This is a genomic window from Pseudonocardia tropica (assembly GCF_040105315.1).
Lineage (GTDB): Bacteria > Actinomycetota > Actinomycetes > Mycobacteriales > Pseudonocardiaceae > Pseudonocardia > Pseudonocardia alni.
On sequence record NZ_JBEDNP010000016.1, the window covers coordinates 38,852 to 65,583 of the forward strand.

A 26,732-nucleotide genomic window follows, 5' to 3' on the forward strand; every position below is an offset into this window, starting at 1 on the left:
CGCAGGGCCGGGTCGGCGGGGCCGGGTCGGCGCAGCCGGTCGGCGGGGCCGGTCAGCGGGGCCGGTCAGCGGGGCCGGTGGTGGCGCAGGTGGGTGAGGCGCAGCCCGTGCAGCGTCAGGTCCGGGACGTGGTCGGTGACGGTGTCGGCACGGCCGTGGACGAGCTCCGCGAGCCCGCCGGTGACGATCACGGTGACCGGCAGCGCGTCCGGGCCCAGTTCGGCGAGGATCCGGCGGACCAACCCGTCGACCTGTCCGGCGGCGCCGTAGAGCACCCCGGCCTGGACGGCCTCCACCGTCGTCCGGCCGATCACCGAGCGCGGCTCGACCAGGTCGACCGGCCGCAGCGACGACGCCCGCTCGGCGAGCGCCTGCATCGCGATGTCGATGCCCGGGGCCAGCGCTCCGCCGAGGAACTCGCCCCTCGCGGTGACCACGTCGATGTTCGTGCAGGTCCCGAGGTCGACGCAGATGCAGGTGGTGCCGAACAGGTGGTGCGCGGCGAGCGAGTTCACGACCCGGTCCGCGCCCACCTCGCGCGGGTGGTCCACCAGCAACGGCACGCCCGTGCGCACCCCCGGCCCGACGACGAGTGTCCGCATCCGGTCCGACCAGCGCGAGAGCAGCGTGCGCAGCTCCCGCGACGGCCCCGGCACCGTGGACAGCGCGGCGACCGCGGTGACCTCGGGGAAGTGCGCGCCGAGCATCCCGGTGACGGTCAGGTCCAGCTCGTCGGCGGTGGCGGAGGTGTCGGTGCGCAGCCGCCAGCGGCGCTCCGGCGTCGGGTCCAGCGGCTCCGCACCCGTCCCGGTGTCGGGGTAGAGCCCCAGCGAGACGTGGGTGTTCCCGACGTCGATGCAGAGCAGCACCGCGTCGACCTCAGCGGGCCGCGCTGGTCAGCAGGCCCGAGCCCTCCGGGGCGTGCCCCGGGTCGGCGCCCAGGTCGGCGATCCGGTTGTCGGCGTCGACGAAGACGACGCGCGGGGTGTAGTCGCGCAGCTCGGCCTCGTCGTAGGAGCCGTAGGAGATCAGGATGACCAGGTCACCGGGGTGCACCAGGTGCGCGGCGGCACCGTTGATGCCGATCACCCCGGAGCCGGGCTCACCGGTGATCACGTAGGTCTCCAGGCGGGCACCGTTGGTGATGTCGACGATGCTGACCTGCTCGCCCTCGAGCAGGTCGGCGGCCGCCATGAGGTCGGCGTCGACGGTGACCGAGCCGACGTAGTGCAGGTCGGCCTGCGTCACGGTGGCGCGGTGGATCTTGGACTTCATCATCGTGCGGTTCACGGCGGTTCTCCTCGGGACGCGGTCAGAACGCGATGGGGGCGTTGTCGATCAGGCGGGTGGCGCCGACCCGGGCGGCGACGAGCAGGCGGCCGTCCCCGGCGCCCGGGGCGGGGGCCGGTCCGAGGTCGGTGTCGCGCAGCTCGAGGTAGTCGACGTCGACCTCCGGCTCGGTCGCCAGCTCGGCGCGGGCGGCGTCCAGCACGGCGTCGTGCCCGCGGACCGACACCGCGGCACCGGCGGCGAGTGCGCGCGACAGCACGGCGGCGGCGCGGCGCTGCCCGGGGTCGAGGTAGACGTTGCGCGAGGACAGGGCCAGGCCGTCGTCCTCGCGGACGGTCGGGACGCCGACGACCCGGGTCGGGAAGTCCAGGTCCCGCACCATCCGCCGGATCAGCGTCAGCTGCTGGTAGTCCTTCTCGCCGAACAGCGCGACGTCCGGGCCGACGATGTGGAACAGCTTCGACACCACGGTCAGGACGCCGTCGAAGTGGCCCTTCCGGGAGGCGCCCTCCAGCTCGTCGCCGAGCGGCCCGGCGGTGACGCGGGTCTGCGAGCCCGGCGGGTACATGTGCTCGACCTGCGGGGTGAACACCAGCTCGACGCCCTCGTCGCGGCAGGCGTCGAGGTCGGCCTCGATCGGGCGCGGGTAGCGGTCGAGGTCCTCGCCCGCGCCGAACTGCAACGGGTTCACGAAGATCGACACGACCGGGACGACGGCGCCGGGGATCCGCTTCGCGTGCCGGATCAGCTCGCGGTGGCCCTCGTGCAGGGCGCCCATCGTGGGGATGAGGACGACCTTGCGGCCCGCGCCGCGCAGCGCGCGGGTGACCGCGGCGAGCGTCGCCGGGTCGGCGTGCACGGTCAGCCGGCCGGTGCCGTAGCCGTTCCGGGTGGAGCCGGGGGTGCTCACTTCTCCTCCAGTGCGGTCTCGATGTCGCGGACGCCGTCGGGGCCGAGGAGCCCGGCGGCGGCGGCGCGGTGGGCGGTGCGACCGGCCAGCGCCCGGTAGACGGCGGCCAGGTCGGGGTCGGCGTCGCCGATGTGCTCCAGGTGGGTCCGGACGGTGCCGGCGTCGCCGCGGGCGACCGGTCCGGTCAGCGCGCGGTCGCCGTGGCGCAGCGCGTTGTCCAGCGCGGCCGACAGCAGCGGCGCGACGAGCCGCTCCGCGGGCCGGATGCCCGCGGTCTCCAGCAGCTGCACGCAGTCCCCGACCAGGGTGGTCAGGTGGTTGGCGCCGTGGGCGAGCGCGGCGTGGTAGAGCGGGCGCATCGCCTCGGGGATGCGGACGGGCTCGGCCGACATCTCCAGCACGAGTGCCTCGGCGACGCTCCAGCCGACGGCGTCGCGCGGGTCGCCGTGCTCCGGGTCGCCGGGGGCGGTGACGCCGATGCAGCAGGCGGCGAGCCGGTCGACGTCCTCGGGCCGGCCGGTCACCGTCATCGCCGGGTGCAGCGCGAGCGGCAGCACACCCCGCTCCGTCGCCGGGTCCAGCACCGCGACGCCGCGCGACCCCGCCGTGTGGACGGCGATCTGGCCCGGGCGGAAGCAGCCGGCGGCGGCGAGGCCGCGGACCAGGCCGGGCAGCACGTCGTCGGGGACGGCGAGCAGGACCAGGTCGGCGCGCGAGCAGACCTCGTCCGGCGGGAGCAGGGGGACGTCGGGGAGCAGGGTCTCCGCCCGGCGCACCGAGGCCTGCGAGACCCCGGAGGCGGCGACGACGTGGTGGCCCGCACGGGCGAGCGCGGCGCCCAGCACCGCACCGACCCGACCGGCCGAGACCACCCCGACCGCGAGCCGCGCGGGGCGACCGCCGTCGATCGCAGAGTCCATCACGAGAATCCGTTTCCTCCCGTTCCGGTCCTGGTGGGGTACCGGTCGGGCAATCCGCGGGTGGCGCGACCTCCGGTGGCCGCGCGCCGGACGCGAGGGTAGACGGGCGCCGGGTGGCGGGGCGTGCTCCTGAGACCGGCCTCACCCCCGGCCCCGTCGGTGATCGACGGTCGTGGAGTTCAGCGCCCGCCTCGCGAACGCTCCGCTCCACAACCGGTGATCATGGGACGGGGTGGGGGCGGGCGGTCCCCGGCGCCCCGGATCGGCCCCGGATCGGCCCGGATCAACGGGCGGCGGGACGGTCCGGGTCGTCGTCGGGGCGGAGCATCGGGCGGGTGGGGCCGGGGTCGGAGGGGTTGTCGTGGTGGCGGCCGCGGGGCTCGGGGGCGGGTGGTTCCGGACGGCGGACGGCACGGGTCAGGTGCTCGTCGCGTCCCCCCGGGGCGGGTCCGGCGGCGTCGGGGACCGCGGGGCCCGGCGCCGCAGAGGCGGCCGGTGCGGGACCGGACACCGGGGAACCGGGCGGCCGGTGTCCGGCCGGCGGCGAGCCCGCCCCCCGGCCGCCGGGGACCGGACCGGGGCCGGTACCCGGGGGGCCGGGACGTCGGGCCGGCTCCTGCGGACGGCCGGGCGGGGTGGGGGTCCGCGGCGCGCCCGACCACGGAGCGGCCCGCGGTCCCTCGGGGCGCCCCCAGGGCGCCGCGGTCATGAGCGTGTCCGGGCCGGGCGGGAGCGGCGGCACGGCGGGTCCCGCGGAGGCGGACGCGCCGCCGCCGTCGGGGAAGGTCGGGATGCGGAACTGGCCGGAGAAGCTGCCGTCCGGCGCGGCCGGGGGCGGCGGCTCCCAGTCCGAGGGACGCTTCCGCGCCCAGGCCGCGACCAGCGCCTCCGGCACCCCGACGGCGACGGCGCGGGCCCGCAGCAGCGCGGCCAGCTTCTCGTCGTGCAGGGCGTGGGCACTCTCCCGCACCGCGCCGCGCGCGATCCGGTTCCGCATGAACGCCAGCTCGGTGACCGCGGACTGGTACTCGGCGACGGCCTTGGCCGCGGCCGGGCCGGAGCGGCGCCGCACCAGCGTGCGCCAGCCCTTCCGCCGGGACAGCCGGGCCAGCAGGGTCACCTCGCTCGGCGCGATCCAGCCCGCGGCGGCGAAGCCGGGCAGCTGCGCGGCGACGATCCGCGCCTCGCGGCGACGCGCGAACACCACGAGCAGGATCAGCCCGACGAAGATCGGGACCATCACGAACAGGTAGATCTGGAAGAAGCCGCCGGGCGTCGCGGCCAGCACCGACGCGCCGTTCCACAGCGCGTGCAGCACCACCGCGGCGACGTAGCCGGCGATCATCGCCAGCACCCGCACCCCGATGCTGCGGCTGGTCACCGCGATCCCGGCGGCGATGCCGATCATGCAGGTGAACAGCGGGTGCGCGAACGGCGAGGCGACGCCGCGGACGAACAGCGTCGCGAGCACCCCGGCCGACTCCGGCTCGGACACCGCGCGGCCGAGGTAGAGGATGTTCTCGCTGAACGCGAACCCGGCGGCGACGATCCCGGCGTAGACGACGCCGTCGACGATCCCGTCGAACTCGCGGCGCCGGAACAGCAGCAGCCCGACCAGGAACAGCCCCTTGGTGAACTCCTCGACGACCGGGGCGACCACGACCGGGCCGAACAGGTCGCCCGCGCCGCGCCCGGCGGCCGCGTCGAGCACCGCCGAGGCGCTCGTGTTGATCAGCAGGGCGACCAGCGCGGCGAAGCCGGCGCCCCAGAGGAACGCGCCCATCAGCATCCGCGGCGGCTCGGGCTCCCACCGGTCCACCCAGAGGAACGCCGCCACCACGGGCACGACCGGCAGCAGCGCGGCCAGGGTCCCGACGATCACCCCCGGCGTCCCGATCGCGCGTTGCAGCACCCCGATCGTGATCACCGCGAGCAGGGCCAGCACCACCAGGCCCACGACCGGCAGCAGCACGCCCCGTCGCTTGGCGGACGGCGCCGGCACCGGGGCGTAGGGGCGGCCGAGCGTCGGGGACGTCATGACCGTCCAGCGTAGAGAACCGGCCCGGTCCGCGCGGGGGGACGCGCCTCAGCCCGCGCGGATCCCGCCGTCGGTGTCGTCCGGGTCGTCGGGCGACCGGCAGCAGTGCTCCAGCCAGAACGCGGCGCAGACCAGCAGCAGCGCGCTGACCACGCCGACCCCGGCGACGACGCTGTCCCGGAACGCGGCCACCACGACCGCGGCCCGCGGCAGCGTGTGCATCAGCACGCCCACCCACAGCCCGGCGACCACCGCGCCGCCGACCGCGGACGCCTTGGCGAGCAGCACCGCCCGGGCCGCGACGAGCGGCGGTACCGGGACGGCCCCGTTCCGGCGCTCGATCCGGCGCCGCAGCACGACCCCGCCCGCGGCCTCGGCGGCGGCGAGGACCGCGACGACGACCGCCGCGGCGACCGGCAGCGTCGGCAGCGACCCGTAGGTCAGCTGGACGAGGATGTTGCCGAGCAGGGCCGCGACCACGGCGATCGCGGCGACGTCGCGGACCCGGGTCGGGCGCACCGTCGGGCGCGGGTCGTCGTCCGGGCCGCGGCCGGGGCGCCGTCCGCCCGGTCCGGGCGCGGTCATGCCGGGTCCCGCAGGACGACGTCGTCACGGCGGTGCACACCGGCACGGCCGTCCGGGCCGAGCCGGTCCAGCAGGTCGGCGACCGGCCCGTGCCCGTGCAGGACGGCGCCGGGCTCGGCGAGCAGCCACGGCAGCAGCACGGTGGCCCGGTCGGGGGTGCCCGGGTGCGGCAGGAGCAGCTCCGGGTCGTCCGAGGTGACCGGCGCGCCGTCGTCGGTCACCTGCACGACGTCGACGTCGAGGGTGCGCGGCCCCCAGCGCTGCTCGCGGATCCGGCCCGAGGCGTCCTCGAGGGCCTGCCCGCGGCGCAGCCAGCCCCGGGCGTCGAGCGCCGGGTCGTCCGCGACGAGCACCGCGTTGAGGAAGTCCGGCTGGTCGGTCACGCCCCACGGCGCCGTCTCGAACACCGGCGACACCGCCACGACGGCCGCCCCCAGGTCCGCGACGACCGTGCGCAGGTGCGCGGCCCGGTCGCCCAGGTTGGAGCCGAGGGACAGGACCGCGCGGGTCACGCCCGGCTCCGGGTCAGGACGACCGCGACGTCGTCGAAGGTCAGCGGGATCGGCGCCGACGGTTTGTGCAGCGTCACCTCGACGGCGGTGACCCGGGCGTCGGAGTCCAGCACGGCCTGCGCGATCTCCCCGGCGACGGCCTCGACGAGGTCCCGGGCCGGACCGCCGACGATGCCCGCGGCCAGCTCGGCGAGCTCGCCGTAGTGCAGCGTGTCGGCCAGGTCGTCCGAGGCGGCGGCGGGCGCGAGGTCGGCGTGCACCACCAGGTCGACGACGAACTCCTGGCCGTCGCGGCGCTCGTGGTCGAACACGCCGTGGTTCCCGCGGACCCGCAGTCCCCGTAGCTCGATCCGGTCGCTCACCGCCCGGTCTCCCGCGGGGTGCGGGCGCGCGAGGCGCCGAGCCGGCAGGCGGCGGCGACCGCGATGGCGTCCATCGTGGACTCGACGTCGTGCACCCGCACGCCCCAGGCGCCCGCGTTGGCGGCGAGCGCGCTGACCGCGGCGGTCGCGATGTCGCGGCCCGGCGGGGTGCGCGGCTCGCCCTCGGCCGAGGCCAGCAGCTCGCCGAGGAACCGCTTGCGCGAGGCCCCGACCAGCACCGGGAAGCCCAGGTCGACGAACACGTCGAGCCGGCGCAGCAGCGCCCAGTTGTGCGAGGCGTTCTTGGCGAACCCGAGACCGGGGTCGAGCACGATGCGGCCGGGGTCGACCCCGGCCATCACGGCGTGGTCGACCCGGGCGACGAGCTCGGACCGCACCTCGCCGATCACGTCCTCGTAGCCCGCGAGCTGCTGCATGCCGGCGCTGTGCCCGCGCCAGTGCATGATCACCCAGGGCGTCCGCGCCTCGGCGACGACCGCGGCCATCCGCGGGTCGGCCAGGCCGCCGGAGACGTCGTTGACCATCGCCGCTCCGGCCTCCACGCAGGCCCGCGCGACCTCGGAGCGGGTGGTGTCGACGCTGACCCGCACGCCCGCGGCGACGAGCTCGCGCACCACCGGCAGGACGCGGTCCCGCTCGGTCGCCGCGTCGATCCGCTGCGCGCCGGGCCGGGTCGACTCCCCGCCGACGTCGACGAGGTCGGCGCCGGCGTCGCGCATCGCGACGCCGTGCGCGACGGCGTGCGACCGGTCGAGGTAGCGGCCGCCGTCGGAGAACGAGTCGGGGGTGACGTTCAGGATCCCCATGACCGCGCAGCGGCCGAGTTCCGGCAACGCCCCGCCGGGGGCGACCACGTCAGCGCCCCCTGATCAGCGAGAGCGCCTCCGCGCGGGAGGTCGCCGAGCTCTTGAACAGCCCGCGCACCGCCGAGGTGGTGGTGCGCGACCCCGGCTTGCGGATGCCGCGCATGGCCATGCACAGGTGCTCGGCCTCCAGCACGACGATCACCGCGCGCGGGTCGAGCTTGCGCACCAGGGCGTCGGCGATCTGCGCGGTCAGCCGCTCCTGCACCTGCGGGCGCTTGGCGTACAGGTCGACCACCCGGGCCAGCTTGGACAGGCCGGTGACCTGGCCGTCGACGGCCGGGATGTAGCCGACGTGGGCCACCCCGTGGAAGGGCACGAGGTGGTGCTCGCAGGTGGAGAACATCGGGATGTCCTTGACCAGCACGAGTTCGCCGTGGCCCTCGTCGAAGGTCTTCTCCAGCACCGTGTCCGGGTCGACGAACAGCCCGGCGAAGATCTCGCCGTAGGCGCGCGCGACCCGGGCCGGGGTCTCCTTGAGGCCCTCGCGGTCCGGGTCCTCCCCGACCGCGATCAGCAGCTCGCGGACGGCGCGCTCCGCGCGGTCCAGGTCGACCCCGCCGGGTACGGCCCGGGTCACCCCGGCCGCCACCGCGGCGGACTCCACCGGTCCGGAGCGTCCGTCCGTCGTCGACGTGCTCAGTGTCCTGCCTCCGGGTCGTGTCCGCGCCGCTGCTCGCCGGCGCCGGGGTCGTTCGCACCACCCGGCGCGCCGTTGCCGTGCGCGCCGTTGCCGTTGCCGCCGTCGCCCGGTCCGGGACCGGGCCACGGACCGCCCTGGCCGGGGCCCTGCGGCCCGCCCTGCTGCGGCGGCTGCGCCCAGTTCGGCGGCGGCCAGCTCTGCCCCTGCGGGGTTGTCGCGGGCCGCCAGTCCGGCGGGGCACCGTAGTTCGGGGCGACGGCGGGCGGCGGGGGCTGCCCCGGTCCGCCGTAGGACCCGGCCCGGCCGTAGCCGTGGGCCGGGGCGCCGTGCCCGTTGCCGGGCGCGCCGTAGCCGTTCCCGTTCCCGTTGCCCGGGCCGCCGTCGCCGGGGCCGTAGCCACCGTCGTTCGGGGCGTCCGGGCGGCTCGGGACCGAGCCGCCCGACGGGAACGGGGAGGCACCGGGGGTGCCGGGCGCGTCGCCGTAGCCGTTCGCGGAGCCCGAGCCGACCTCGGCCGGGGTGCGCTCGTCCTCCTCGGGCGGCAGGACCTCACCGCGCTCGTGCGCCAGCTCGCGCCGGGTCTTGATCGGCGGCTTCTCCGACGGCGTGCGCACGCCGAAGTCGTCGAACGCGGTGATCCGCGGCCGCTTCTCCACCGAGCCGAAGATCCGCTCGAGGTCCTTGCGGTTCAGGGTCTCCTTGTCCAGGAGCTCCAGCACCAGGTCGTCGAGCACGTCGCGGTAGGTGTTGAGGATCTCCCACGCCTCGGTGTGCGCGGCCTCGATGAGCTTGCGCACCTCCTCGTCGATCTCGTGGGCGACCTCGAGCGAGTAGTCGGCCTGGTTGCCCATCGAGCGGCCGAGGAACGGGTCGCCCTGCTCGCGGCCGTACCGGACGGCACCGAGCTTGGCGCTCATGCCGTACTCGGTGACCATCGCGCGGGCGATCTTGGTGGCCTGGTCGATGTCGGAGGACGCGCCGGTCGTGGGCTCGTGGAAGACGAGCTCCTCGGCCGAGCGCCCGCCCATCGCGAACACCAGCCGCGCGATCATCTCGGCACGGGTCATGAGGCCCTTGTCGTCCTCGGGGACGACGAGCGCGTGCCCGCCGGTACGCCCGCGCGGCAGGATCGTGAGCTTGTAGACCGGCTCCAGGTCCGGCATCGCCCACGCGGCCAGCGCGTGCCCGCCCTCGTGGTACGCGGTGATCTTCCGCTCGCGCTCGGAGACGATCTTCGACTTGCGCCGGGGGCCGCCGACGACACGGTCGACCGACTCCTCCAGCGCGGCGCCGTTGATCGATGTCCCGTGCTCGCGGGCGGTCAGCAGCGCGGCCTCGTTGATCACGTTGGCCAGGTCGGCACCGGACATGCCCACGGTGCGCTTGGCCAGCGACTCGAGGTCGACGTCGTCGGCGAAGGGCTTGCCCTTGGAGTGCACGCTCAGGATCGCGCGACGGCCCGCCAGGTCGGGGGCACCGACCGGGATCTGCCGGTCGAACCGGCCCGGGCGCAGCAGCGCCGGGTCCAGGATGTCCGGCCGGTTCGTCGCGGCGATCAGGATGATGCCGCCGCGGGCGTCGAAGCCGTCCATCTCGACGAGCAGCTGGTTCAGGGTCTGCTCGCGCTCGTCGTGCCCGCCGCCGAGGCCGGCGCCGCGCTGGCGGCCGACCGCGTCGATCTCGTCGACGAAGATGATGCAGGGCGCGTTCTGCTTGGCCTGCTCGAACAGGTCGCGCACCCGGGAGGCACCGACACCGACGAACATCTCGACGAAGTCGGACCCGGAGATCGTGTAGAACGGCACGCCCGCCTCGCCGGCGACCGCACGGGCCAGCAGCGTCTTGCCGGTGCCGGGCGGGCCGTAGAGCAGCACGCCCTTGGGGATCTTCGCGCCCAGGGCCTGGTAGCGGCCCGGGTTCTGCAGGAAGTCCTTGATCTCGTAGAGCTCCTCGACCGCCTCGTCGGCGCCCGCCACGTCCGCGAACGTGTTCTTCGGCATGTCCTTGTTCAGCTGCTTGGCCTTGGACTTGCCGAAGCTCATGACCCGGTTCCCGCCGCCCTGGGCGTTGTTCAGGAACCAGAACAGCAGGATCAGGACCAGCGCCAGCGGGATCATCGTGATCAGCAGCGTGGAGAGGAAGGAGTCCTGGCGGACGACGGTGTCGTACTCGGCGATCCCGGGGACCTGGCGGACCTGGTCGAAGATCTGACCGGAGATCTGTGCCGGGTACTGGGTGAGGATCTGGGTCGTCTCGTTGCCGTCGACCTCGATCGGGCGGTCCAGCGTGAGGCGGAGCTGCTGCTCACGGTCCTCGACGAGGGCGTCCTTGACGTTCCCCGACTGGACCTGGGAGAGCGCGACCGACGTCGTGACCTCGGTGTATCCGCGGGTGTCGTCGAACAGCTGGCTGAACCCGAGGTAGATCAGGAGTGCGACGAGGATCCAGATCAGCGGGTTGCGGAGCAGGCGCTTGCGGTCCATGCAACGTCGGCCTGGGTGGCCTTCACCTTCCCGGGAGTGGTTCTCGGCAGCGGCGGCGGACGGTGTACCGCCCCGCCGGAGGGCCCTGACCCGCCAGGATAGCCCCACGGTGGGTGGAGTGCTCCGGACGGACCTGGCCGGACCGCCCGGTGAGCGGGCGGCCGATCCGTGAACGAACCGACGACCTGCCCGGTTCCCCCACAGGGGTGTCCCGACGCACACGTCGACACCGTGGTGTGGGACAACTGTGCAGCACGCTCGGTACCCGGACGGCGGCGGAGGGCAGCGGCGCCCTGCTCCGTCCGGGCCGGCGGCGATGGTCTGCGGGTCGGGAGGGACGATCGGATGGCGCTGCACGCGGTGGCCGGACCCCGGCGGACGGTGTCGGCGCTCGCCGCCGGTCTCGCCGCCGCGGCGGCACTGGCGGTGTTCACCGTTCCGGTGGGGACGGCCGCCGCCGTGCCCGTGATCCCGCCGCCCGCGGCCGCCGCACCGACGCCGCCGGTCGTGACCGCACCGCCGGCGACCACCGCCCGGGCCGAGGCGAGCGACCTCGTGCCGCACCCGGCCGTCGTCGCGGGGCCGGGGTCGATCGGGCCGGGCACCGTCACCGAGACCACCGGCGCGGGCCTGTGCACGGCCGGGTTCGTGTTCACCGCGGGCGAGCGCACCTTCCTCGCGCAGGCCGCGCACTGCGGCGGCACCGGCGACGAGACCGAGACCGACGGCTGCACCTCCGACGCGGTGCCGCTGGGCACCCCGGTCCTGGTCCACGGCCGCGACGGCACGGTCACCGGGACGCTGGCGTGGAGCTCGTGGAACACCATGCAGGCCCGCGGGGAGCGCGACCCCGACGTCTGCGCCTACAACGACCTCGCACTCGTCGAGCTGCCCGCGGGCGCCCGCCCCTCGGTGGGTGCCGCGGTGCCGTTCTTCGGCGGCCCCGGCGCGGTCCGCACCGCGCCGCTGCCCGCCGGCTCCCCGGTCTACGGCCTCACCAACCCGCCCGGCGCCGGCGGCGTCCGCGCGGTCGGGATGCGCGCCGGCACGGCCGCCGCCGAGGTCGGTGGCGGCTGGGGGCACGCGGTGTTCGCCGTGCAGGACGGCGTCGCCGGGGAGTCGGGCAGCCCGCTGCTCGACGCGCAGGGCCGCGCGATCGGTGTGCTGTCCAGCCTCACCACCACCGACGACCTGCCCAGCATCGAGTACACCGACCTGGCGAGGGCGCTGGACTACGCCGCCCGCACCGACGGTCCGGCCGGCCTGGCGCTCGCCGGCGGGCCCGCGTTCACCGCGTCGCCGGCCGGGGTGGACCCGCGGGCGCTGGCCACACCCGCCGGGCCCGGGCTCGGCTGAGCCGCCCTCAGGCGTAGACCGACGGGTCGAGCGTGCCGATGTAGGGCAGGTCGCGGTAGCGCTCGGCGTAGTCGAGGCCGTAGCCGACGACGAACTCGTTCGGGATGTCGAAGCCGACGTAGCGGACCGGGACGTCGACCTTCACCGCGTCCGGCTTGCGCAGCAGCGTCACGACCTCCAGCGACGCGGGCGAGCGGGTCTGCAGGTTGCCCAGCAGCCAGTTCAGCGTCAACCCGGAGTCGATGATGTCCTCGACGATCAGCACGTGCCGCCCCGCGATGTCGCGGTCGAGGTCCTTGAGGATCCGCACGACCCCCGACGACGAGGTGGACGAGCCGTAGGAGCTGACCGCCATGAACTCCAGCTGGGCCGGGATGGGCAGCGCGCGGGCGAAGTCGGTCATGAACATGACCGCGCCCTTGAGGACGCCGATCAGCACGAGGTCGGACTCGCGGCCGTCGCGCACGCGGTCGGCGTAGTCACCGGCGATCTGCTGCGCCAGCTCCGCGGTCTTCTCGCGCACCTGCTCCTCGGTGACCAGCACCGAGGAGATGTCCCCGTCGTACACCCGACCCCCTCGCACGGCCCGCGTCTGCGACCCGGTCGACTCCGACCACCGGGCCCGCGGTCACGCCCGGTCACGCGGCCGGCTGTGGCGGCGCAGCACGAGCCTGCCACGCGCGCGGGTCAGCTCCAAGCCGCCGCCCAGCGCCGGTCCGCCCTGCCCGCGCCAGGCCCCGACGAGGTCGTCGGCGGCGCGCAGCTGCGCCTCGGTGAGCGCCCGCGCACCGCCCCCGGCGAGCCATTCCCGCAGGACCCGGCGTCGTACGGCGGGCTCGGCGGCGGCGAGGACCCCGATGTCGATCGCCGTGCCGACGGCCTCCCCGACCCCCGCCGCGGCCCCGGTCGGGTCCGTCGCGGCGGTACCCGGTGGTGCGCCGTTGTCGCCGGAATCACCCGGCCCGGGCTCCCCCGCCGGTGCGCGCCGCTCACCGTCCGTGGCCGCGCGGGCGGCGGACAGCAGCCGTGCCGCGGCGGCGGAGAGGGCGGCGTCGTCGTCGTGGAGCTGGTCCGCGGTGCGGGCGAGCGCGGCCGCGACCCCGCCGCCCAGGACGTCCTCCAGCAGCGGCAGCACCTCGTGACGCAGCCGGGCGCGGACGAAACGGGGGTCGGCGTTGTGCGGGTCGGCCCAGACCGCGACGCCGGCGGCCGCGCAGGCGGCGGCCGTGTCGGCCCGGCGCACCCCGAGCAGCGGCCGCAGCCACGGCTCGGTCCACTCGCGCATCCCGGACAGCGACCGGGCCCCGGAGCCCCGGCCGAGGCCCAGCAGCACGGTCTCGGCCTGGTCGTCGAGGGTGTGCCCGAGCAGCACCGGCGACGACGGCGACGGCCGCGCCGCCCGCAGCGCGGCGTACCGGGCGGTCCGGGCCGCGGCCTCGGGGCCACCCGCGACACCGACGACGACCGGGTGCACCGCGGCCGTCACCCCGAGCCCGCGCAGCCGCGTGGCGAGCCCGGCCGAGCGCTCCGCGGACCCGTCCTGCAGCCCGTGGTCGACGACGACGGCGTGCACCGGCCCCTCGACGGCCTCCCGGACGGCGAGCACCAGCGCGGTGGAGTCGGCGCCGCCGGAGCAGGCGACCAACGGTGGGGCGGCGGCCGCGTCACCGGGCAGCCGGTCCAGTGCGGCCCGCACGGCGCGCCGGACCCGGCCCGCCGCAGCGGGCTCGTGACCCGTCAGGCGACGCGGCGCAGCCACGCGGGCGGGTCGTCCAGCTCGGCGCGGGTCGGCAGCGTCTCCGGCGACTCCCAGACCCGGTTGATCCCGGCCATCCCGGACTCGCGCTCGACGGCCCGGCAGAACGCGGCGCCGACGGCGTACTGGCGCATCTTCGCCTCGACCCCGAGCAGCGCGCGCAGGACCCGGTCGATCAGCCCGCCGCCGCGGCGGCGCTCGGTGAACCGGCGCCGGATGAGCGCGACGTCGGGGACCACGTCCGGCCCGACGGCGTCCATGACGTGGTCCGCGTGCCCCTCCAGCAGCGTGGACAGGGCGAGCAGCCGGTCGAGCACGGCCCGCTGCTCGGGGCCCTGCAACAGCTCGACGAGCGCGAGCACGTCGGCCTTGCGGCCGTCCTCGCCGCGCAGCGCGCGGATCGCGTCGGGCAGCCGGGCGAGCCGCGCGGTGTCCGGCTCCTGCAGCGACAGCAGCTCGGTGACCAGCCCGGCGAAGTGGTCGCGCAGCCACGGCACCGCGGTGAACTGGAGCCGGTGGGTGGCCTCGTGCAGGCAGACCCAGAGGCCGAACTGGTCGCCGTCGACGTCGAGCGAGCGCGAGGCGGCGTAGACGTTCGGGGCGACGACGATGAGCCGCCCCGCTCCGCCGGGCCCGCCGAACGGGTCGTACTGGCCGAGCACCCGGGCGCCCATGTAGGCGAGCAGCGCGCCGAGCTGCACCCCCGAGCCCGCCGCGGTGACCGCGCGCAGCGGCCACGGCGAGTCGGGCAGCCGGGCGCCGGAGGTCAGCGCCTCCATCCCCCCGACGGCGGCACGCGCCCAGGCGGGCCGGTCCAGCACGTCGGCGGGCAGCAGCGGCAGGTCCGCCCCGAGGCCGGTGACCTCGCGGACGTGCCCCTCGGCGCGGGCGGAGTCGGTGCGCAGACGCTCCACCAGCGCACCCGCCACCGCGGGGGTGGTGCGGGGCCCGGCAGGCATCAGCGAGGCCGCCGTCGACGCGGCCAGGGACCAGTTCACCGGCAGTCCGGCGCCGGTGCGGTCGGGCCGGCGGCCGGTGACCGGGCCGGTCGTGTCGGTCTCCATGCGTCCCACGCTACCCGCGACGACGGGTGCGCGAGACCGGGTCAGCCGCGGCAGCCGCAGCGCGACAGCGTCGCCGCGACGCGGTCCAGCGCGGGCCGGGCGTCGGCGGGCGAGGTGCCGTTGGACAGCAGCGCGAACACCAGCAGCCTGCCGTCGACGTCGGTGACGACCCCGGCGAGGCTGGAGGCGCCGGACAGCGTGCCGGTCTTGGCGCGCACGACACCGCGTCCGGCGACCGACCGCGGGTCGCCGAAGCGGTCGGCGAGTGTCCCGCCACCGCCCGCGACCGGGAGCCCGGTGAGGATCGGGCGCAGGAACTGCACGTCGGTCGGGCTGTCGGACTGGGCGGCGGCCGAGGACAGCACCGCGCCGAGCAGCCGGGCCGGGATCAGGTTGTCCCGGGACAGGCCGCTGCCGTCGGCGAGCTGCAGCCCGGACACGTCGTAGCCGGCCTGGACCAGCGCCTCGGTGACGGCCTTCGAGGCTCCGTCGAACGAGGCCTCGCCGTCCTTGGACACCGCGACCTGGCGGGCCATCGCCTCGGCGGTGACGTTGTCCGAGGCGGTGAGCATGTACTCGATGAGGCTCGCGATCGGCGGGGAGGACACGCTCCCCAGCACCGGCGCGTTCGCGGCGGCGACGCCCTCGCGGACGTCGGAGGCGCCGAGCGCGCGGGCCAGCGCCTTCCCGGCGGCCGTGGCGGGGTCGGTGCTGCGCGGGCCGTCCTGCTGCAGCGGGTCGGTGCGGCCGCCGTCGAGCATCAGCGCCGACATCGGGGCGACGTAGCCGTCCGCGACGTCGGTGGGCCCCCAGCCCGGGGACTCGGCCGGGCCCTTCCAGAGGCTCGCGTCGGTGTAGACCGTCGTGATCGGACGACCGACGGCCTTCGTCACCTGCTCGGCGAGGTCGGCGATCCGCGCGGGCTCGGGGTAGAGCCCGTCCTGCCCGTCGGGCAGCGCGGTCAGCGACGGGTCGCCGGACCCGACGAGGACGACCGAGTCCGGTGCCGGGCCGGGCACGACCCGGGTCGCGAGCCGGTCGGTCGGGTTCAGCGACAGCAGGGCGGCCGCGGCGGTGAGCAGCTTCGTCGTGGAGCCGGGGACCATGCCGCGGTCGCCGTCGCGCTCCCAGATCGGCTTCACCCCGCGCGGGGCGGCGGAGTCCATGACGACCCCGGTGACCTCGCCGAGCTCGGGCGCGTCGAGCTGGGAGGACAGGGCCTGGGTGATCCCGGCGGCGCTCGGCACCGGCGCCGTCGGCGTGAGCGGGCGCAGGGCGGGCATCGGGACCGGCGGGTACCGGGTGGCGGTGGCGCCGAGCCCGAACGAGCTGCGGGCGTCCGGCCCGGCCAGGGCGACGGCGCCGAACAGCGAGGCCAGTGCCATCACCGCGACCGCGACCACGGCGAACCGCCGGTAGCTGCGCTCCGGCCGGCGATGCCTGCGTCCCACGGACCCTCCTGTACCTGCTCGTCCGGCGGCCGACCTGCCCGCACGGTGGTGCGACGCGGGCCACATCGGCCCACTCGGCGCTCACCGGCGTGCACCCGTGCCCACCCGGTCCCTCACACTAGGGGGCAGCACCGACACCGCCGGAGCGGGCGGGCCAGCGGCCCCGCCCGTATCCGGTGGAACCGTGACACAAGACCGCTGACCCTCTTCAAGGAGCAACGAACCGTGGACTTCGACGTCACCATCGAAATCCCCAAGGGCGGCCGGAACAAGTACGAGGTCGATCACGAGACCGGACGTATCCGGCTCGACCGCACCCTGTTCACCGCCACCCAGTACCCCGCCGACTACGGGTTCATCGACGACACCCTGGGCGAGGACGGGGACCCGCTGGACGCCCTGGTCCTGGTGCAGGAGCCGACCTTCCCGGGGTGCGTCATCCGCTCCCGCGCGATCGGCATGTTCCGGATGAAGGACGAGAAGGGCGGCGACGACAAGGTCCTCTGCGTCCCCTCGGACGACCCCCGCCAGGAGCACCTGCGCGACATCCACCACCTGGCCGAGTTCGACCGGGCGGAGATCCAGCACTTCTTCGAGATCTACAAGACCCTCGAGCCGGGCAAGAGCGTCGAGGGCGCGTCCTGGGTCGGCCGGGCCGACGCCGAGCGCGAGATCAAGGCGTCCTACGAGCGCGCGAAGAACGCCGGGCACTGACCGGTCGCCGGGGCGGCCGCGCACGGCCGCCCCGGCTACGGGTCACACCTTCTCGAACACCGCGGCGAGCCCCTGGCCGCCGCCGATGCACATCGTCTCCAGCCCGTAGCGGGCGTCGCGACGCTGCATCTCGCGGGTGAGGGTGGCCAGGATCCGGCCGCCGGTGGCACCGACCGGGTGCCCCATCGAGATCCCCGAGCCGTGCACGTTGGTGCGCTCGAAGTCGGCGTCGGTGAACGTCCACTCCCGCGCGCAGGCCAGGACCTGCGCCGCGAACGCCTCGTTCAGCTCGATCAGGTCGATGTCGGCCAGGGTCAGCCCGGCCGCGTCCAGGGCCTTGGCCGTCGCCGGGACCGGGCCGATCCCCATCGTCCTGGGCGGGACCCCGCCCAGTCCCCAGGACACGACCTTCGCCAGCGGGCGCAGCCCCAGCTCGGCGGCCTTCCCCGGGCTGGTCACCACGCAGACCGCGGCGCCGTCGTTCTGACCGGAGGCGTTGCCCGCGGTCACGGTGGCGTCCGGGTCGTCCTTGCCCAGGATCGGGCGCAGCGTCGCCAGCTTCTCGACCGTCGAGTCGGGGCGGACGTGCTCGTCGCGCTCGACGACGGTGTCGCCCTTCCGGCCGGGCACGGTCACCGGGACGATCTCCTCGGCGAACACCCCCGACTCCTGCGCGGCCGCGGCCCGGTGGTGCGAGCGGACGGCGTACTCGTCCTGCTCGGCGCGACCGATCGCGTAGTCGCGGCGCAGGTTCTCCGCGGTCTCCAGCATGCCGCCCGGCACCGGGAAGTCCTTCCCGCCGGCGGTGACGCGGCCGCGGGCCAGCGAGTCGTTCAGCGTGACCCCGCCGCCCGTGACCCCCCACCGCATCCCCGTGGAGTAGAACGACGCACCCGACATCGACTCGGCGCCGCCGGCCAGCACGACCTCCGCGGCGCCGGTCCGGACCTGGCCGGCCGCGTAGAGCACGGCCTGCAGGCCCGAGCCGCAGCGGCGGTCGACCTGGATGCCGCCCGCGGTGACGGGCAGGCCCGCGTCGAGCGCGGCGACCCGGCCGATCGCGGGGGCGTCCATCGTCGGGTAGCAGTGGCCCAGCACGACGTCCTCGACGACGTCGGGATCCAGCCCGGTCCGCTCCATCAGGGCGCGGACGACCGTCGCGGCGAGGGTGTGGGCCGGGACGTCGCGCAGCGACCCCCCGAACCCGCCGACCGGGGTCCGCAGCGGCTCGCAGATCACCGCATCACGCACGGGCCCCTCCGACCTAGACGTACTGCCTGGTCAGCCATTCGGCGACCAGGGCGGGCTTCTCGGATCCCTCGGTCTCGACGGTCACACCGACGGTGAGCTGGACGCCGCCGGGGGCATCGCTGACGTCGGTCAGCTCGATCCGGCCGCGGATCCGGGCGCCCACCGGCAGCGGGCTGGTGAACCGGACCCTGTTGAGGCCGTAGTTCACACCCATCTTGACCCCGTCCACCGTGAAGACGGAGTGGACCAGCTCGGGCAGCAGCGACAGCGACAGGAAGCCGTGGGCGATCGTGGTGCCGAACGGTCCGGCCGCGGCCCGCTCAGCGTCGACGTGGATCCACTGGTGGTCCTCCGTGGCGTCGGCGAAGCCGTCGATCCGCTCCTGCGTGACGGTCAGCCAGGGCGAGGTCCCGATCTCGGTCCCCTTGGCCGCCCGCAGCTCGTCCACTCCGTCGAAGACGCGCATCTGTCACTCCTGTTCATGGTGTGTGAAGGGTGATCCGCTTCCCGCTCTCCTTACCGCACCGCGGGCCGCCGGTGGGTGAGACGTCGCCGAACACACACGCCCCGCACCACACGACCGGTGCGGCTTGGTTATGGTCACCCCGTCAGGAGCCGCCTTGAGCAGATGGGCACAGCTTCGACGTGGAAGGCCTACGCCCCATGACCCCGACCGCCACCGACCGCCGATGACCGCCACCACCACCCCGCGCCCCGACCCGGACGGCCTCGTCCACCGGGCCGTGCCGTACCGGGACCCCGACCACCAGGCCGCCGCCCTCACCGCACCGGTGACCGAGGCACTGGAGGCGGGCCGTCGTGCGCTCGTGGTCGTCGACCCGCGGTGTGCGACGGTGCTGCGCCGCGTCCTCGGCCGCGACGCCGGGGTGGAGTTCCGCACGCCGGACCGGATGCACTCGGCCCCGCCGTTCACGGTCGCGGGGCGCTGGAGCCGCGCGGTGCGCGAGGCGCTGGCCGACGGCGCGTCCGGGGTGTGCACCGTCGGCCAGCCGGTCGAGCTGCCCGGTGCGGACGCCGCCTACTGGACCCGCCTCGACCTCGCCCTCTCGCACGCCCTGCGCGCGCTGCCCGTCGAGCTGCTGTGCTGCTTCCCCGACGTCGAGGCGGACCGCGCGCACGCCGGGGCCCTGCACGACGAGTTCCTCGTCGACGGTGCCCCGGTCCCGAGCGGCTGCCGGCGCGACGACCACGAGCTGCTGGCCGAGAACCCGCAGTGCCCACCGGCGGAACTGGGGCCGGCGATCGTGACGCTGCCGGTGACCCTGGACGACCTCGGGTCGATGCGGCGCGTCGTCGAACGGCAGGCCGAGCTGTCCGGGCTGGGGCCCAGCCGGATCGACGACCTCGTGCTGGCGGTCAACGAGCTGATCAGCAACGGCGTCGAGCACGGGTCGGGGCACCCGGTCCTGCGGATGTGGCGCACCGAGGCGGGGCTGGTCTCGGAGATGAGCGACGCCGCGACGTGCCGGCTCGCGTTCCCCGGGCTCGCCGCGCCGCCGGTCGCCGGGAACCGTGGCCGGGGGATGTGGCTGGCCTCGGAGCTGTCGGACGTGCTGCAGGTGTGGACCGCGGAGGACGATCCCGGTCAGGTGACGGGCACGGTCGTGCGCGTCACGATGTCGCCCCCGTGAATCCCGGTACGGTCCCGGGGTGACCCGGCACGACCGCGCCGACCCGGTGACCCGCTTCCTGCGGATGGTGACCGGGCCCGAACCGCAGCTCGACGAGGCCGCACTGGCGATCGCCGCCGGCGCCGCCCCGGACCCGGAGGTCGCGGCGGTGTCCACCGCGCGGGCCCGCGCGACGCTCGACGAGCTCGCCGACGGTGTCACCGGGTTCGAGTCGCTGCTGCACCGGCTGTTCACCGAGGCCGGGTTCCGCGGCAACTCCACCGACTACGCCGACCCGCGCAACTCCTTCCTGCCCGACGTGCTCGAGCGCCGCACCGGTATCCCGATCACCCTGTCGGTCGTCGCGATCGAGGTCGGCCGCCGGGCCGGGGTAGCGCTGGAGGGCGTCGGCATGCCCGGTCACTTCCTGGTGCGGGTGCCCGGCACCCAGCGCCTCGTCGACGCCTTCGACGGCGGCAGGCGGCTCGACCCGGCGGGCTGCGAGGAGCTCTTCCGCGCGACGACGGGTGCCGGCCCGGAGGTGCCCTTCGACCCGGGCATGCTGTCGCGCACCTCGACCCGCCAGATCCTCGCCCGGATGCTGGAGAACCTGCGGGCGACCTACGGCCGCTCCCGCGACCACGACGGCCTGGAGTGGGTGCTCCGCATGCGGCTCGGCCTGCGCCACCAGGGCCCGGAGCTCATCCGCGAGCTCGGCGAGGTGCTCGCCGCGCAGGCCCGCTGGGACGAGGCGGCCCGGCTGATGGAGTCCTGGGTGGACGGTCCGGGCCGCGGGTCGCGCTCGGGCGCCGCGGTGCTGGACGAGGTGCGCACCGAGGCGATGAAGCACCGGGCGCACCTCAACTAGCTCCCCGGTCAGGTGTGCGGGGCCCGGGTCGGCGCGCCGGAGTCCTCGCCGAAGCGCCACGGCTGCCCGGTCGACTCCAGCACCGCCATCCACAGGTCGCCGTGCGGGTCGACCTGGTTGCGACGGCTGACGGCCAGGCTCATCGGGATGTGCACGAACCGGCGCCGCACCCGTCCGACCACCATCGCGGTGCGCCCGGACATGGCGGCGTGCACCGCGGCCTGGGCCAGCCGGACGGTGTAGACGCTGTCGTAGGGGTTCGCGGGGACGCTGCGGATGATGTAGCTCGGGTCCACGTAGCGGACGGTGGTCTCCATCCCGGCCTCGGCGAACGAGTCGGCGATGCGCTCCTTGAGCCAGGGGCCGACGTCGGAGAGCTTCGCGTTGCCGGAGGCGTCGGTGCGCCCGACCGGCGGCAGCATCTCCTGCCCGGCCCCCTCCGCGACGACGACGACCGCGTGTCCGCGCTGGGACACCCGTCGTCGCAGGTGGTGCAGCAGACCGGTCTCGCCGTCCAGCTCGAAGGGCACCTCGGGGATCAGGACGGCGTCGGCGTCGGAGCGCACGAGCGAGGCGTAGCAGGCGATGAAGCCGGAGTGCCGGCCCATCAGCTTGACCAGCCCGACCCCGCCCGGGGTCGACTTGGCCTCCACCGTCACCGACCGGATGGCCTCGCTGGCCTGCGAGAACGCCGTCTGGAAGCCGAAGGACTGGTCGATGAACGGGATGTCGTTGTCGATCGTCTTCGGGATGCCGACGACGGCGATCCGCAGACCCCGCTCAGACACCACCCGGGCGATCTCCATGGCGCCGCGCATGGTGCCGTCGCCGCCGATCACGAACAGCACGTTGAGGTGCATCTGCTCGAGGCAGTCGACGACCTCCTCGGGGTCCTGGGGGCCGCGGGAGGTACCGAGGAAGGTGCCGCCGTCGACCGGGATGTCGCGCACCGACTCCGGGGACAGCTCGACGACGTCGTGGCCGTAGGAGGAGACGAAGCCGCGGTAGCCGTTGCGGAACCCGACGACCCGGCGCACGCCGTAGTGGTAGGTCAGGGTGCGGACCAGGCCGGAGATGACGTCGTTGAGTCCCGGGCACAGACCGCCGCAGGTGACGATCCCGGCGCGGGTCTTCGACGGGTCGAAGTAGATCTGCCGGCGCGGCCCGCACGGCTCCAGGCCCGGCAGCTCCTCCGGTTCGACGCCGCGGGCGCGGATCCCGGCGGCGGTGTCGTCGAGCAGGACCCGGTCACCGGAGTCGACGTAGTGCTCGGTGGTGCGGCGGGCGTCGAGCAGCGGCGCCAGCGGTGAGGTGATGCGGGCCGGGCCGAGCGTGGCGATGGCCAGGTCCTCGGGCGTGATGCTGCTGTACTCCGAGGTGGTCACGCGCACACTCCGTCTGGATCGATTCGCCGGGGGGCCGGGCGATCATCGTGACGCACACCGGGCGAATCGTCGATCCGACCCCCGGGGACGACGCCGCGGGACCACCCGCGGGTGCGCCGGGTCCCGCCGAGAGGACCATCGTCGTCGCCGCTGCGTCACCGGCCGGCCCGCGGAGCGTCCCGCGTCGTTGCGGTGTGCATCGGCAGACGTCACCGGTTCCGCCCACCCTCTCGCACACGCGCTGTGAACGTGACGAGCACCCGGGGTGAACACCCCAGGTCGCGTAGGGCAAAATTCGTCCATGCGGAGCATCGACCCCCGTCACACCTGGTCCACCGGATTCGCCCGCACCATCGCCGAGGAGCTGCGCCACGGCGTCGCGACCGGCGCGGTCACCTGGAGCGAGGCCGACGAGCTGCTCAACCGCCTGCGCACGGTGATCGACCAGGCGCTGGACGTGCATCCGCAGCCGCTGTGACCGCGTCGGCGTCCTCGACGGGGACGCCGCGGTAGGCGCGTCCGACCCACACCAGGGGTCGGCCGCGACGGCGCAGCCCGAGCAGCTCGACGACTTCGGCCGCGATCAGCAGCGACGCCCCGACCTCGGTGACCGACAGGACCCGGCAGCGCAGGGCGGTGCCCACGTCGACCAGCCACGGCTCCCCGGTCGGCAGGGCCATCCACCGGACGCCGTCCCCGAACCGTTCCGCGCCCGGGACGGCGAACGCCGCCGCGAGACCGGTGTCGGTGTCGTCGAGCAGGTGCACGACGACGGTCCCGCCCCCGGCGAGCGCACCGGCCAGCCGCGAGTCACGGGCGGTCGCGAACGACACCGCGGGCGGGTCCACCCCGACCGAGGCGACCGACGACGCCGTCATCCCGACCGGGCCGTCGGGCCCGGTCGCGGTGAGCACGGCGACCCCGGCGGGGTGCCCGCGGAACGCCGTCCGCAGGCCCCCGGCCGGATCCGCGACCGTCACGCCCGCGCCCGGGCGAACCGCTCGGCGGCGTCGGCCCAGTTCACGACGTTCCACCAGGCCTTCACGTAGTCGGGCTTGACGTTCTTGTACTGCAGGTAGAAGGCGTGCTCCCACATGTCGAGCAGGACGATGGGGGTCTGGCCTGCGGGGAGCTGGGACTGCTGGTCGTAGAGCTGGTGGATGAGCAGGCGGCCGCCGAGCTGGTCGTAGCCCAGGACGGCCCAGCCGGAGCCCTGGATGGTGGTGGCGGCGGCGGTGAAGTGGGCCTGGAAGCCGTCGAAGGAGCCGAAGTCGGCGTCGATGGCGGTGGCGAGGTCGCCGGTGGGCTTGTCGCCGCCGTCGGGGGAGAGGTTGTTCCAGAAGGCGGAGTGGTTGACGTGGCCGCCGAGGTTGAACGCGAGGGTCTTCTCGAGTCCGACGACGGCGCCGAAGTCGTTCTTGTCGCGGGCCTCGGCGAGCTTGTCGAGGGTGGTGTTGAGGCCCTGGACGTAGGTGTTGTGGTGCTTGGAGTGGTGGAGCTCCATGATCTCGGGCGCGATGTGCGGGGCGAGCGCGGAGTAGTCGTAGGGCAGGTCCGGAAGCGTGTAGTCGGCCATGCCCGCAGCCTGATAGCTGAACCGGGCTTCAGGTCAAGTGTGACGGCGGACGCAGTGGTCAGCCGAGCCTGCCCGCGGCGATGATGCGGGCGAGGAACCGGCGGGTGCGCTCCTCGACCGGGTCCCCGAGCACCTGCTCCGGCGGACCCGACTCCAGGACGACACCCTCGTCGAGGAAGCAGACGCGGTCGGCGACCTGGCGGGCGAACCCCATCTCGTGGGTGGCCATCAGGATCGTCACCCCGTCCCGGGCGAGCTCGCGCACGATCTCCAGGACCTCCCCGACCAGCTCCGGGTCGAGCGCGGAGGTGATCTCGTCGAGCAGGAGCAGCCGCGGCTGCACGGCCAGCGCCCGCGCGATCGCGACGCGCTGCTGCTGGCCGCCGGAGAGACGCTCCGGGTACGCGCCCGCGAAGCCGTCGAGCCCGACCCGGTCCAGCAGGGCCCGGGCCCGCCCGTCGGCGTCGTCCGCCGGGACACCGTGCACGACGCGCGGGGCCAGCGCGACGTTCTGCAGGGCCGTCATGTGCGGGAACAGGTTGTAGGACTGGAAGACGACACCCATCCGCCTGCGCGCCGCGGCGTCGTCGGCGCGGGGGTCGGACACGTCGGTGCCGTCGAGCAGGATGCGGCCGTCGTCGATGTCCTCCAGCAGGTCGACGCAGCGCAGCAGGGTGGACTTGCCCGAGCCGGAGGCGCCGATCAGCGTGACGACCTCGTGCTCGGCGACGGTCAGGTCGATACCGCGCAGCACGACGCGCTCGCCGTAGGTCTTCACCAGACCCGCCACCTCGAGCACGGGGGTCACGAGCCGCTCCGGGCGCGGACGGCGCGACGGGCGAGCGCGTCGGCGATCCGCCCGGTCGGGGCGGCGAGCGCGACGAACAGCAGCGCCGCCACGACGTAGGGGGTGAAGTTGAAGGTGCGGGCCGACTCGATCTGGGCGGCCCGGATCGCGTCGACGGCACCGAGCACGGAGATCAGACCCACGTCCTTCTGCAGCGCGACGAAGTCGTTGAGCAGCGGCGGCAGCACGTTGCGCACCGCCTGCGGCAGCACCACCAGGCGCAGCGACTGCCGGTGGGTCAGCCCGAGCGAGCGGGCGGCGGCGCGCTGGGAGGGGTGCACCGACTCGATGCCGGCGCGGAAGACCTCCGCGACGTACGCGGAGTAGACGAGGACGAGCGTGAGGGTGCCGAGCACGGCGGCGTCGGTGGGGACGCCCTGCAGCCGCAGCGCCGGGAGCCCGAACCCGATCAGGTAGAGGGCGACGAGCAGCGGGACGCCACGGAACAGGTCGACGTAGCCGGTCGCGAGCAGCCGCACCGGGAGGAACACCGGACCGCGCAGCGTCCGCAGCACCGCGATCAGCAGGCCGAGGACGAGCACCCCGACCTCGGCGACCACCAGGACCCGCAGGTTCAGCCACAGTCCGGACAGCACCGCGGGCAGCGACTCCCACGCGATCCGCGGGTCGAGGAAGGTCTCCCGGACCCGTGGCCAGCCGGGCGACCCGGCCACCGCGGCGACGAGCAGCGACGCGAAGACCAGCGTCGACGCCAGCGCGATCAGCGTGGACCGGCGGGACCGGGAACGGCGGTACGCGGCGCGCTCCCGGGCCAGCGGGCTCGGGGCCGGCGGCCCGGTGGCCGCGGCGGGTGCGCTCATCGCAGCTCGGGGGCCGCCCCGTCGGCCTGGATCCACTGCCGCTCCAGCCCCGCGAGGGCGCCGGTGTCGCGGAGCCGGTCGACGGCTCCGGAGACGCAGGCGGTCAGCGGGCTGTCCTTGTCCAGCACCGCGCCGAACTGCTCGGGCGTGCCCCCGGCGGGGAGCTGGCCGACGATCGTCGCCTCGGGCAGGTCGCTGCCGACGATCTGGAACGCGGTGGGCAGGTCGACGACGAGACCGTCGATCTGGCCGTTGGACAGCGCGAGCTTGCCGTCGTCGTTGGTGTTGTAGACCGCGGCCGGGGTGGTCGGGGCGACGGAGGTGTTCAGCTGCTCGAGGCTCGTCGTGCCGATCTGCGCACCGAGCCTGGCCTCCTTGAGCTGGGCGACGGTCGTGGCCCGGGCGAGCGGCGAGGTCTTCAGCGCGACGACGGCCTGCCGCACGTCGTAGTACGGGCTGGAGAAGTCCACGGCCCGCCTGCGCTCCTCGGTGATCGAGAACTCGGTGAGGTTCAGGTCGTAGCTCTTCGGGCCCGGCTGGATGGCGGCGTTGAACGGGACGCGCACCCAGGCGACCCTGTCGCGCGGGTAGCCGAGCTCGTCGGCGACCGCGTACGCCACGGCGGACTCGAAGCCGCGCCCGGACGCCGGGTCGTCGTCGAGGTACCACGGCGGGTAGACCGGCTGGTCGGTGCCGATCGTCAGGGTGGCCTGCGCCAGGGTCGGCAGGGCACCGGGTGCGCAGTCCGCCGCGGCGCCGCCACCGGTCGCGGCCGGTTCGGACTGCGGGGCACACCCGGCGACCGTGGCTGCGAGCAGTGCTCCGAGCAGGACCGTCGTCGTGCGGGCGCGCGTCATCGGCACATCATCCACAGGCCGGCCGCGCGGGTCGTCGTGAACCGCGTCACGACACGGTGACGTCAGTGCTCGTCGCGCCCGGTGAGCGCGTGCTCCAGCTCGTCGGCGAGGTGGACGACCTGGCGGAACGGGAACTCGAACCCGTCCAGCGCGGCCGGGCCGAGCGGGATCGAGTGGCGGAACACCACGACGCCCTCCTCCGCGGCCAGCCCACCGACCACCGACGGCCCCGCGAGCTCCAGGGCGCGGCCGAGGTCGACCTCGCCGAGCCGCGCGACCGGGGACTCGATCTGCACCCACTCCTGGTCCGGGTCGGCGACCGCGGCCGCCGCGTCGGTGACTTCGACGCCGGGGCGGCCCGCGCCCTCCCGCACCCGCTTCACCACGACGAGCTGGTCCCGGTCCTCGGTCGTCGGCAGCCGGAACCGCAGCTCGTCCGCACCCTGGCGGACGATCTCGTACCGGACCACGACGTAGGCCTTCAGGTCCTCCCAGGTCGCCACGCCCGTCTCCCCCTCGATCGTCCGA

29 protein-coding genes are annotated in these 26,732 nt (G+C 75.0%); 5 read left to right on the forward strand and 24 right to left on the reverse strand.

Annotated elements, in window-relative coordinates; all coding sequences use genetic code 11:
* Nucleotides 1-65: 65 nt before the first annotated feature.
* The 11 genes from WHI96_RS22500 to ftsH all read right to left on the reverse strand — a co-directional run bounded on the left by WHI96_RS22500 (nt 66) and on the right by ftsH (nt 10,627).
* Nucleotides 66-869 carry a type III pantothenate kinase gene (locus WHI96_RS22500; RefSeq protein WP_345645504.1) on the reverse strand — a complete coding sequence of 268 codons (804 nt, stop codon included), beginning with the start codon at nt 867-869 and terminating at the stop codon, nt 66-68.
* 10 nt (nt 870-879) lie between these two features.
* Nucleotides 880-1,290, reverse strand: a complete 411-nt coding sequence (gene panD, locus WHI96_RS22505; protein WP_345645501.1) for an aspartate 1-decarboxylase — start codon at nt 1,288-1,290, stop codon at nt 880-882.
* A 22-nt stretch (nt 1,291-1,312) separates the two neighbouring features.
* Nucleotides 1,313-2,200 (reverse strand): pantoate--beta-alanine ligase, encoded by an 888-nt coding sequence (gene panC, locus WHI96_RS22510; RefSeq protein ID WP_345645498.1) that lies wholly within the window; start codon nt 2,198-2,200, stop codon nt 1,313-1,315.
* Entirely contained in the window at nt 2,197-3,120 is a 924-nt protein-coding gene (locus tag WHI96_RS22515) for a Rossmann-like and DUF2520 domain-containing protein (protein ID WP_345645495.1), read from the reverse strand. Before WHI96_RS22515 ends, panC begins: the two co-directional genes overlap by 4 nt.
* A gap of 283 nt (nt 3,121-3,403) precedes the next feature.
* Nucleotides 3,404-5,158: a PrsW family intramembrane metalloprotease gene (locus tag WHI96_RS22520; RefSeq protein WP_345645492.1), complete on the reverse strand. Its 1,755-nt coding sequence runs from the start codon at nt 5,156-5,158 to the stop codon at nt 3,404-3,406.
* Between the two features lie 48 nt (nt 5,159-5,206).
* Nucleotides 5,207-5,743 (reverse strand): DUF3180 domain-containing protein, encoded by a 537-nt coding sequence (locus WHI96_RS22525; protein WP_345645489.1) that lies wholly within the window; start codon nt 5,741-5,743, stop codon nt 5,207-5,209.
* A complete protein-coding gene (gene folK, locus WHI96_RS22530; protein WP_345645486.1) occupies nt 5,740-6,255 on the reverse strand; it encodes a 2-amino-4-hydroxy-6-hydroxymethyldihydropteridine diphosphokinase in 516 nt (171 codons plus the stop codon). Before folK ends, WHI96_RS22525 begins: the two co-directional genes overlap by 4 nt.
* The gene (gene folB / locus WHI96_RS22535) at nt 6,252-6,617 is read right to left on the reverse strand and encodes a dihydroneopterin aldolase (protein ID WP_345645483.1); all 366 of its coding nucleotides are present in this window, start codon (nt 6,615-6,617) and stop codon (nt 6,252-6,254) included. The genes folK and folB overlap by 4 nt, the downstream gene beginning before the upstream one ends.
* Nucleotides 6,614-7,444 carry a dihydropteroate synthase gene (gene folP, locus WHI96_RS22540; RefSeq protein ID WP_345645607.1) on the reverse strand — a complete coding sequence of 277 codons (831 nt, stop codon included), beginning with the start codon at nt 7,442-7,444 and terminating at the stop codon, nt 6,614-6,616. Before folP ends, folB begins: the two co-directional genes overlap by 4 nt.
* 49 nt (nt 7,445-7,493) lie before the next feature.
* On the reverse strand, nt 7,494-8,108 hold the full coding sequence (gene folE, locus WHI96_RS22545) for a GTP cyclohydrolase I FolE (RefSeq protein ID WP_425571596.1): 615 nt from the start codon (nt 8,106-8,108) through the stop codon (nt 7,494-7,496).
* A 32-nt stretch (nt 8,109-8,140) separates the two neighbouring features.
* Nucleotides 8,141-10,627, reverse strand: coding sequence for an ATP-dependent zinc metalloprotease FtsH (ftsH, locus tag WHI96_RS22550; RefSeq protein WP_345645480.1), 2,487 nt, complete (start codon nt 10,625-10,627; stop codon nt 8,141-8,143).
* A 345-nt stretch (nt 10,628-10,972) separates the two neighbouring features.
* Here ftsH and WHI96_RS22555 point away from each other — a divergent pair, with 345 nt between their 5' ends.
* Nucleotides 10,973-11,983 (forward strand): serine protease, encoded by a 1,011-nt coding sequence (locus tag WHI96_RS22555; protein WP_345645477.1) that lies wholly within the window; start codon nt 10,973-10,975, stop codon nt 11,981-11,983.
* 7 nt (nt 11,984-11,990) lie between these two features.
* On the opposite strand, the gene hpt is transcribed toward WHI96_RS22555, so the two are convergent.
* The 4 genes from hpt to dacB form a co-directional block, all read right to left on the reverse strand.
* Nucleotides 11,991-12,551 (reverse strand): hypoxanthine phosphoribosyltransferase, encoded by a 561-nt coding sequence (hpt, locus tag WHI96_RS22560; protein ID WP_345645474.1) that lies wholly within the window; start codon nt 12,549-12,551, stop codon nt 11,991-11,993.
* A 60-nt stretch (nt 12,552-12,611) separates the two neighbouring features.
* Nucleotides 12,612-13,724 carry a tRNA lysidine(34) synthetase TilS gene (gene tilS, locus WHI96_RS22565; protein ID WP_345645603.1) on the reverse strand — a complete coding sequence of 371 codons (1,113 nt, stop codon included), beginning with the start codon at nt 13,722-13,724 and terminating at the stop codon, nt 12,612-12,614.
* The gene (locus WHI96_RS22570) at nt 13,721-14,698 is read right to left on the reverse strand and encodes an Rv3626c family coenzyme F420 biosynthesis-associated protein (protein WP_345645600.1); all 978 of its coding nucleotides are present in this window, start codon (nt 14,696-14,698) and stop codon (nt 13,721-13,723) included. Before WHI96_RS22570 ends, tilS begins: the two co-directional genes overlap by 4 nt.
* A 146-nt stretch (nt 14,699-14,844) precedes the next feature.
* The gene (gene dacB / locus WHI96_RS22575; protein ID WP_345645471.1) at nt 14,845-16,254 is read right to left on the reverse strand and encodes a D-alanyl-D-alanine carboxypeptidase/D-alanyl-D-alanine endopeptidase; all 1,410 of its coding nucleotides are present in this window, start codon (nt 16,252-16,254) and stop codon (nt 14,845-14,847) included.
* A gap of 225 nt (nt 16,255-16,479) precedes the next feature.
* Here dacB and WHI96_RS22580 point away from each other — a divergent pair, with 225 nt between their 5' ends.
* Nucleotides 16,480-16,968 carry an inorganic diphosphatase gene (locus WHI96_RS22580; protein ID WP_073576771.1) on the forward strand — a complete coding sequence of 163 codons (489 nt, stop codon included), beginning with the start codon at nt 16,480-16,482 and terminating at the stop codon, nt 16,966-16,968.
* Nucleotides 16,969-17,010: 42 nt separating this feature from the next.
* Here WHI96_RS22580 and WHI96_RS22585 read toward each other — a convergent pair whose 3' ends face one another.
* Together WHI96_RS22585 and WHI96_RS22590 are read right to left on the reverse strand one after the other, a co-directional pair.
* Nucleotides 17,011-18,219, reverse strand: coding sequence for an acetyl-CoA C-acetyltransferase (locus WHI96_RS22585; protein WP_345645469.1), 1,209 nt, complete (start codon nt 18,217-18,219; stop codon nt 17,011-17,013).
* A gap of 13 nt (nt 18,220-18,232) precedes the next feature.
* Nucleotides 18,233-18,685: a MaoC family dehydratase gene (locus WHI96_RS22590; protein WP_345645466.1), complete on the reverse strand. Its 453-nt coding sequence runs from the start codon at nt 18,683-18,685 to the stop codon at nt 18,233-18,235.
* Between the two features lie 223 nt (nt 18,686-18,908).
* Between WHI96_RS22590 and WHI96_RS22595 the strand changes: the two genes are divergently transcribed.
* Together WHI96_RS22595 and WHI96_RS22600 are read left to right on the forward strand one after the other, a co-directional pair.
* The gene (locus tag WHI96_RS22595; protein ID WP_345645464.1) at nt 18,909-19,871 is read left to right on the forward strand and encodes an ATP-binding protein; all 963 of its coding nucleotides are present in this window, start codon (nt 18,909-18,911) and stop codon (nt 19,869-19,871) included.
* A gap of 19 nt (nt 19,872-19,890) precedes the next feature.
* Entirely contained in the window at nt 19,891-20,718 is an 828-nt protein-coding gene (locus WHI96_RS22600) for a SirB1 family protein (RefSeq protein ID WP_345645461.1), read from the forward strand.
* 8 nt (nt 20,719-20,726) lie between these two features.
* Here the strand turns inward: WHI96_RS22600 and WHI96_RS22605 are convergent, their stop codons facing one another.
* Nucleotides 20,727-22,103, reverse strand: a complete 1,377-nt coding sequence (locus WHI96_RS22605) for an ATP-dependent 6-phosphofructokinase (protein WP_345645458.1) — start codon at nt 22,101-22,103, stop codon at nt 20,727-20,729.
* Nucleotides 22,104-22,404: 301 nt separating this feature from the next.
* Here WHI96_RS22605 and WHI96_RS22610 point away from each other — a divergent pair, with 301 nt between their 5' ends.
* Nucleotides 22,405-22,581: a hypothetical protein gene (locus WHI96_RS22610; RefSeq protein ID WP_168172146.1), complete on the forward strand. Its 177-nt coding sequence runs from the start codon at nt 22,405-22,407 to the stop codon at nt 22,579-22,581.
* Here WHI96_RS22610 and WHI96_RS22615 read toward each other — a convergent pair.
* From WHI96_RS22615 to WHI96_RS22640, 6 genes are all read right to left on the reverse strand, one after another.
* Complete coding sequence (locus tag WHI96_RS22615; protein WP_345645452.1) at nt 22,523-23,083, reverse strand: flavin reductase family protein; 561 nt, start codon at nt 23,081-23,083, stop codon at nt 22,523-22,525. The two genes, WHI96_RS22610 and WHI96_RS22615, sit on opposite strands and share 59 nt — an antisense overlap.
* Nucleotides 23,080-23,679: a superoxide dismutase gene (locus tag WHI96_RS22620; RefSeq protein WP_349302439.1), complete on the reverse strand. Its 600-nt coding sequence runs from the start codon at nt 23,677-23,679 to the stop codon at nt 23,080-23,082. The genes WHI96_RS22615 and WHI96_RS22620 overlap by 4 nt, the downstream gene beginning before the upstream one ends.
* Before the next feature lie 58 nt (nt 23,680-23,737).
* Complete coding sequence (locus WHI96_RS22625) at nt 23,738-24,487, reverse strand: amino acid ABC transporter ATP-binding protein (protein WP_345653017.1); 750 nt, start codon at nt 24,485-24,487, stop codon at nt 23,738-23,740.
* Nucleotides 24,484-25,347, reverse strand: coding sequence for an amino acid ABC transporter permease (locus tag WHI96_RS22630; RefSeq protein WP_345653020.1), 864 nt, complete (start codon nt 25,345-25,347; stop codon nt 24,484-24,486). Before WHI96_RS22630 ends, WHI96_RS22625 begins: the two co-directional genes overlap by 4 nt.
* A complete protein-coding gene (locus WHI96_RS22635; protein ID WP_345653023.1) occupies nt 25,344-26,204 on the reverse strand; it encodes an ABC transporter substrate-binding protein in 861 nt (286 codons plus the stop codon). Before WHI96_RS22635 ends, WHI96_RS22630 begins: the two co-directional genes overlap by 4 nt.
* Nucleotides 26,205-26,266: 62 nt before the next feature.
* Nucleotides 26,267-26,707, reverse strand: coding sequence for a hypothetical protein (locus WHI96_RS22640; protein WP_073576786.1), 441 nt, complete (start codon nt 26,705-26,707; stop codon nt 26,267-26,269).
* Between the last annotated feature and the right edge of the window lie 25 nt (nt 26,708-26,732).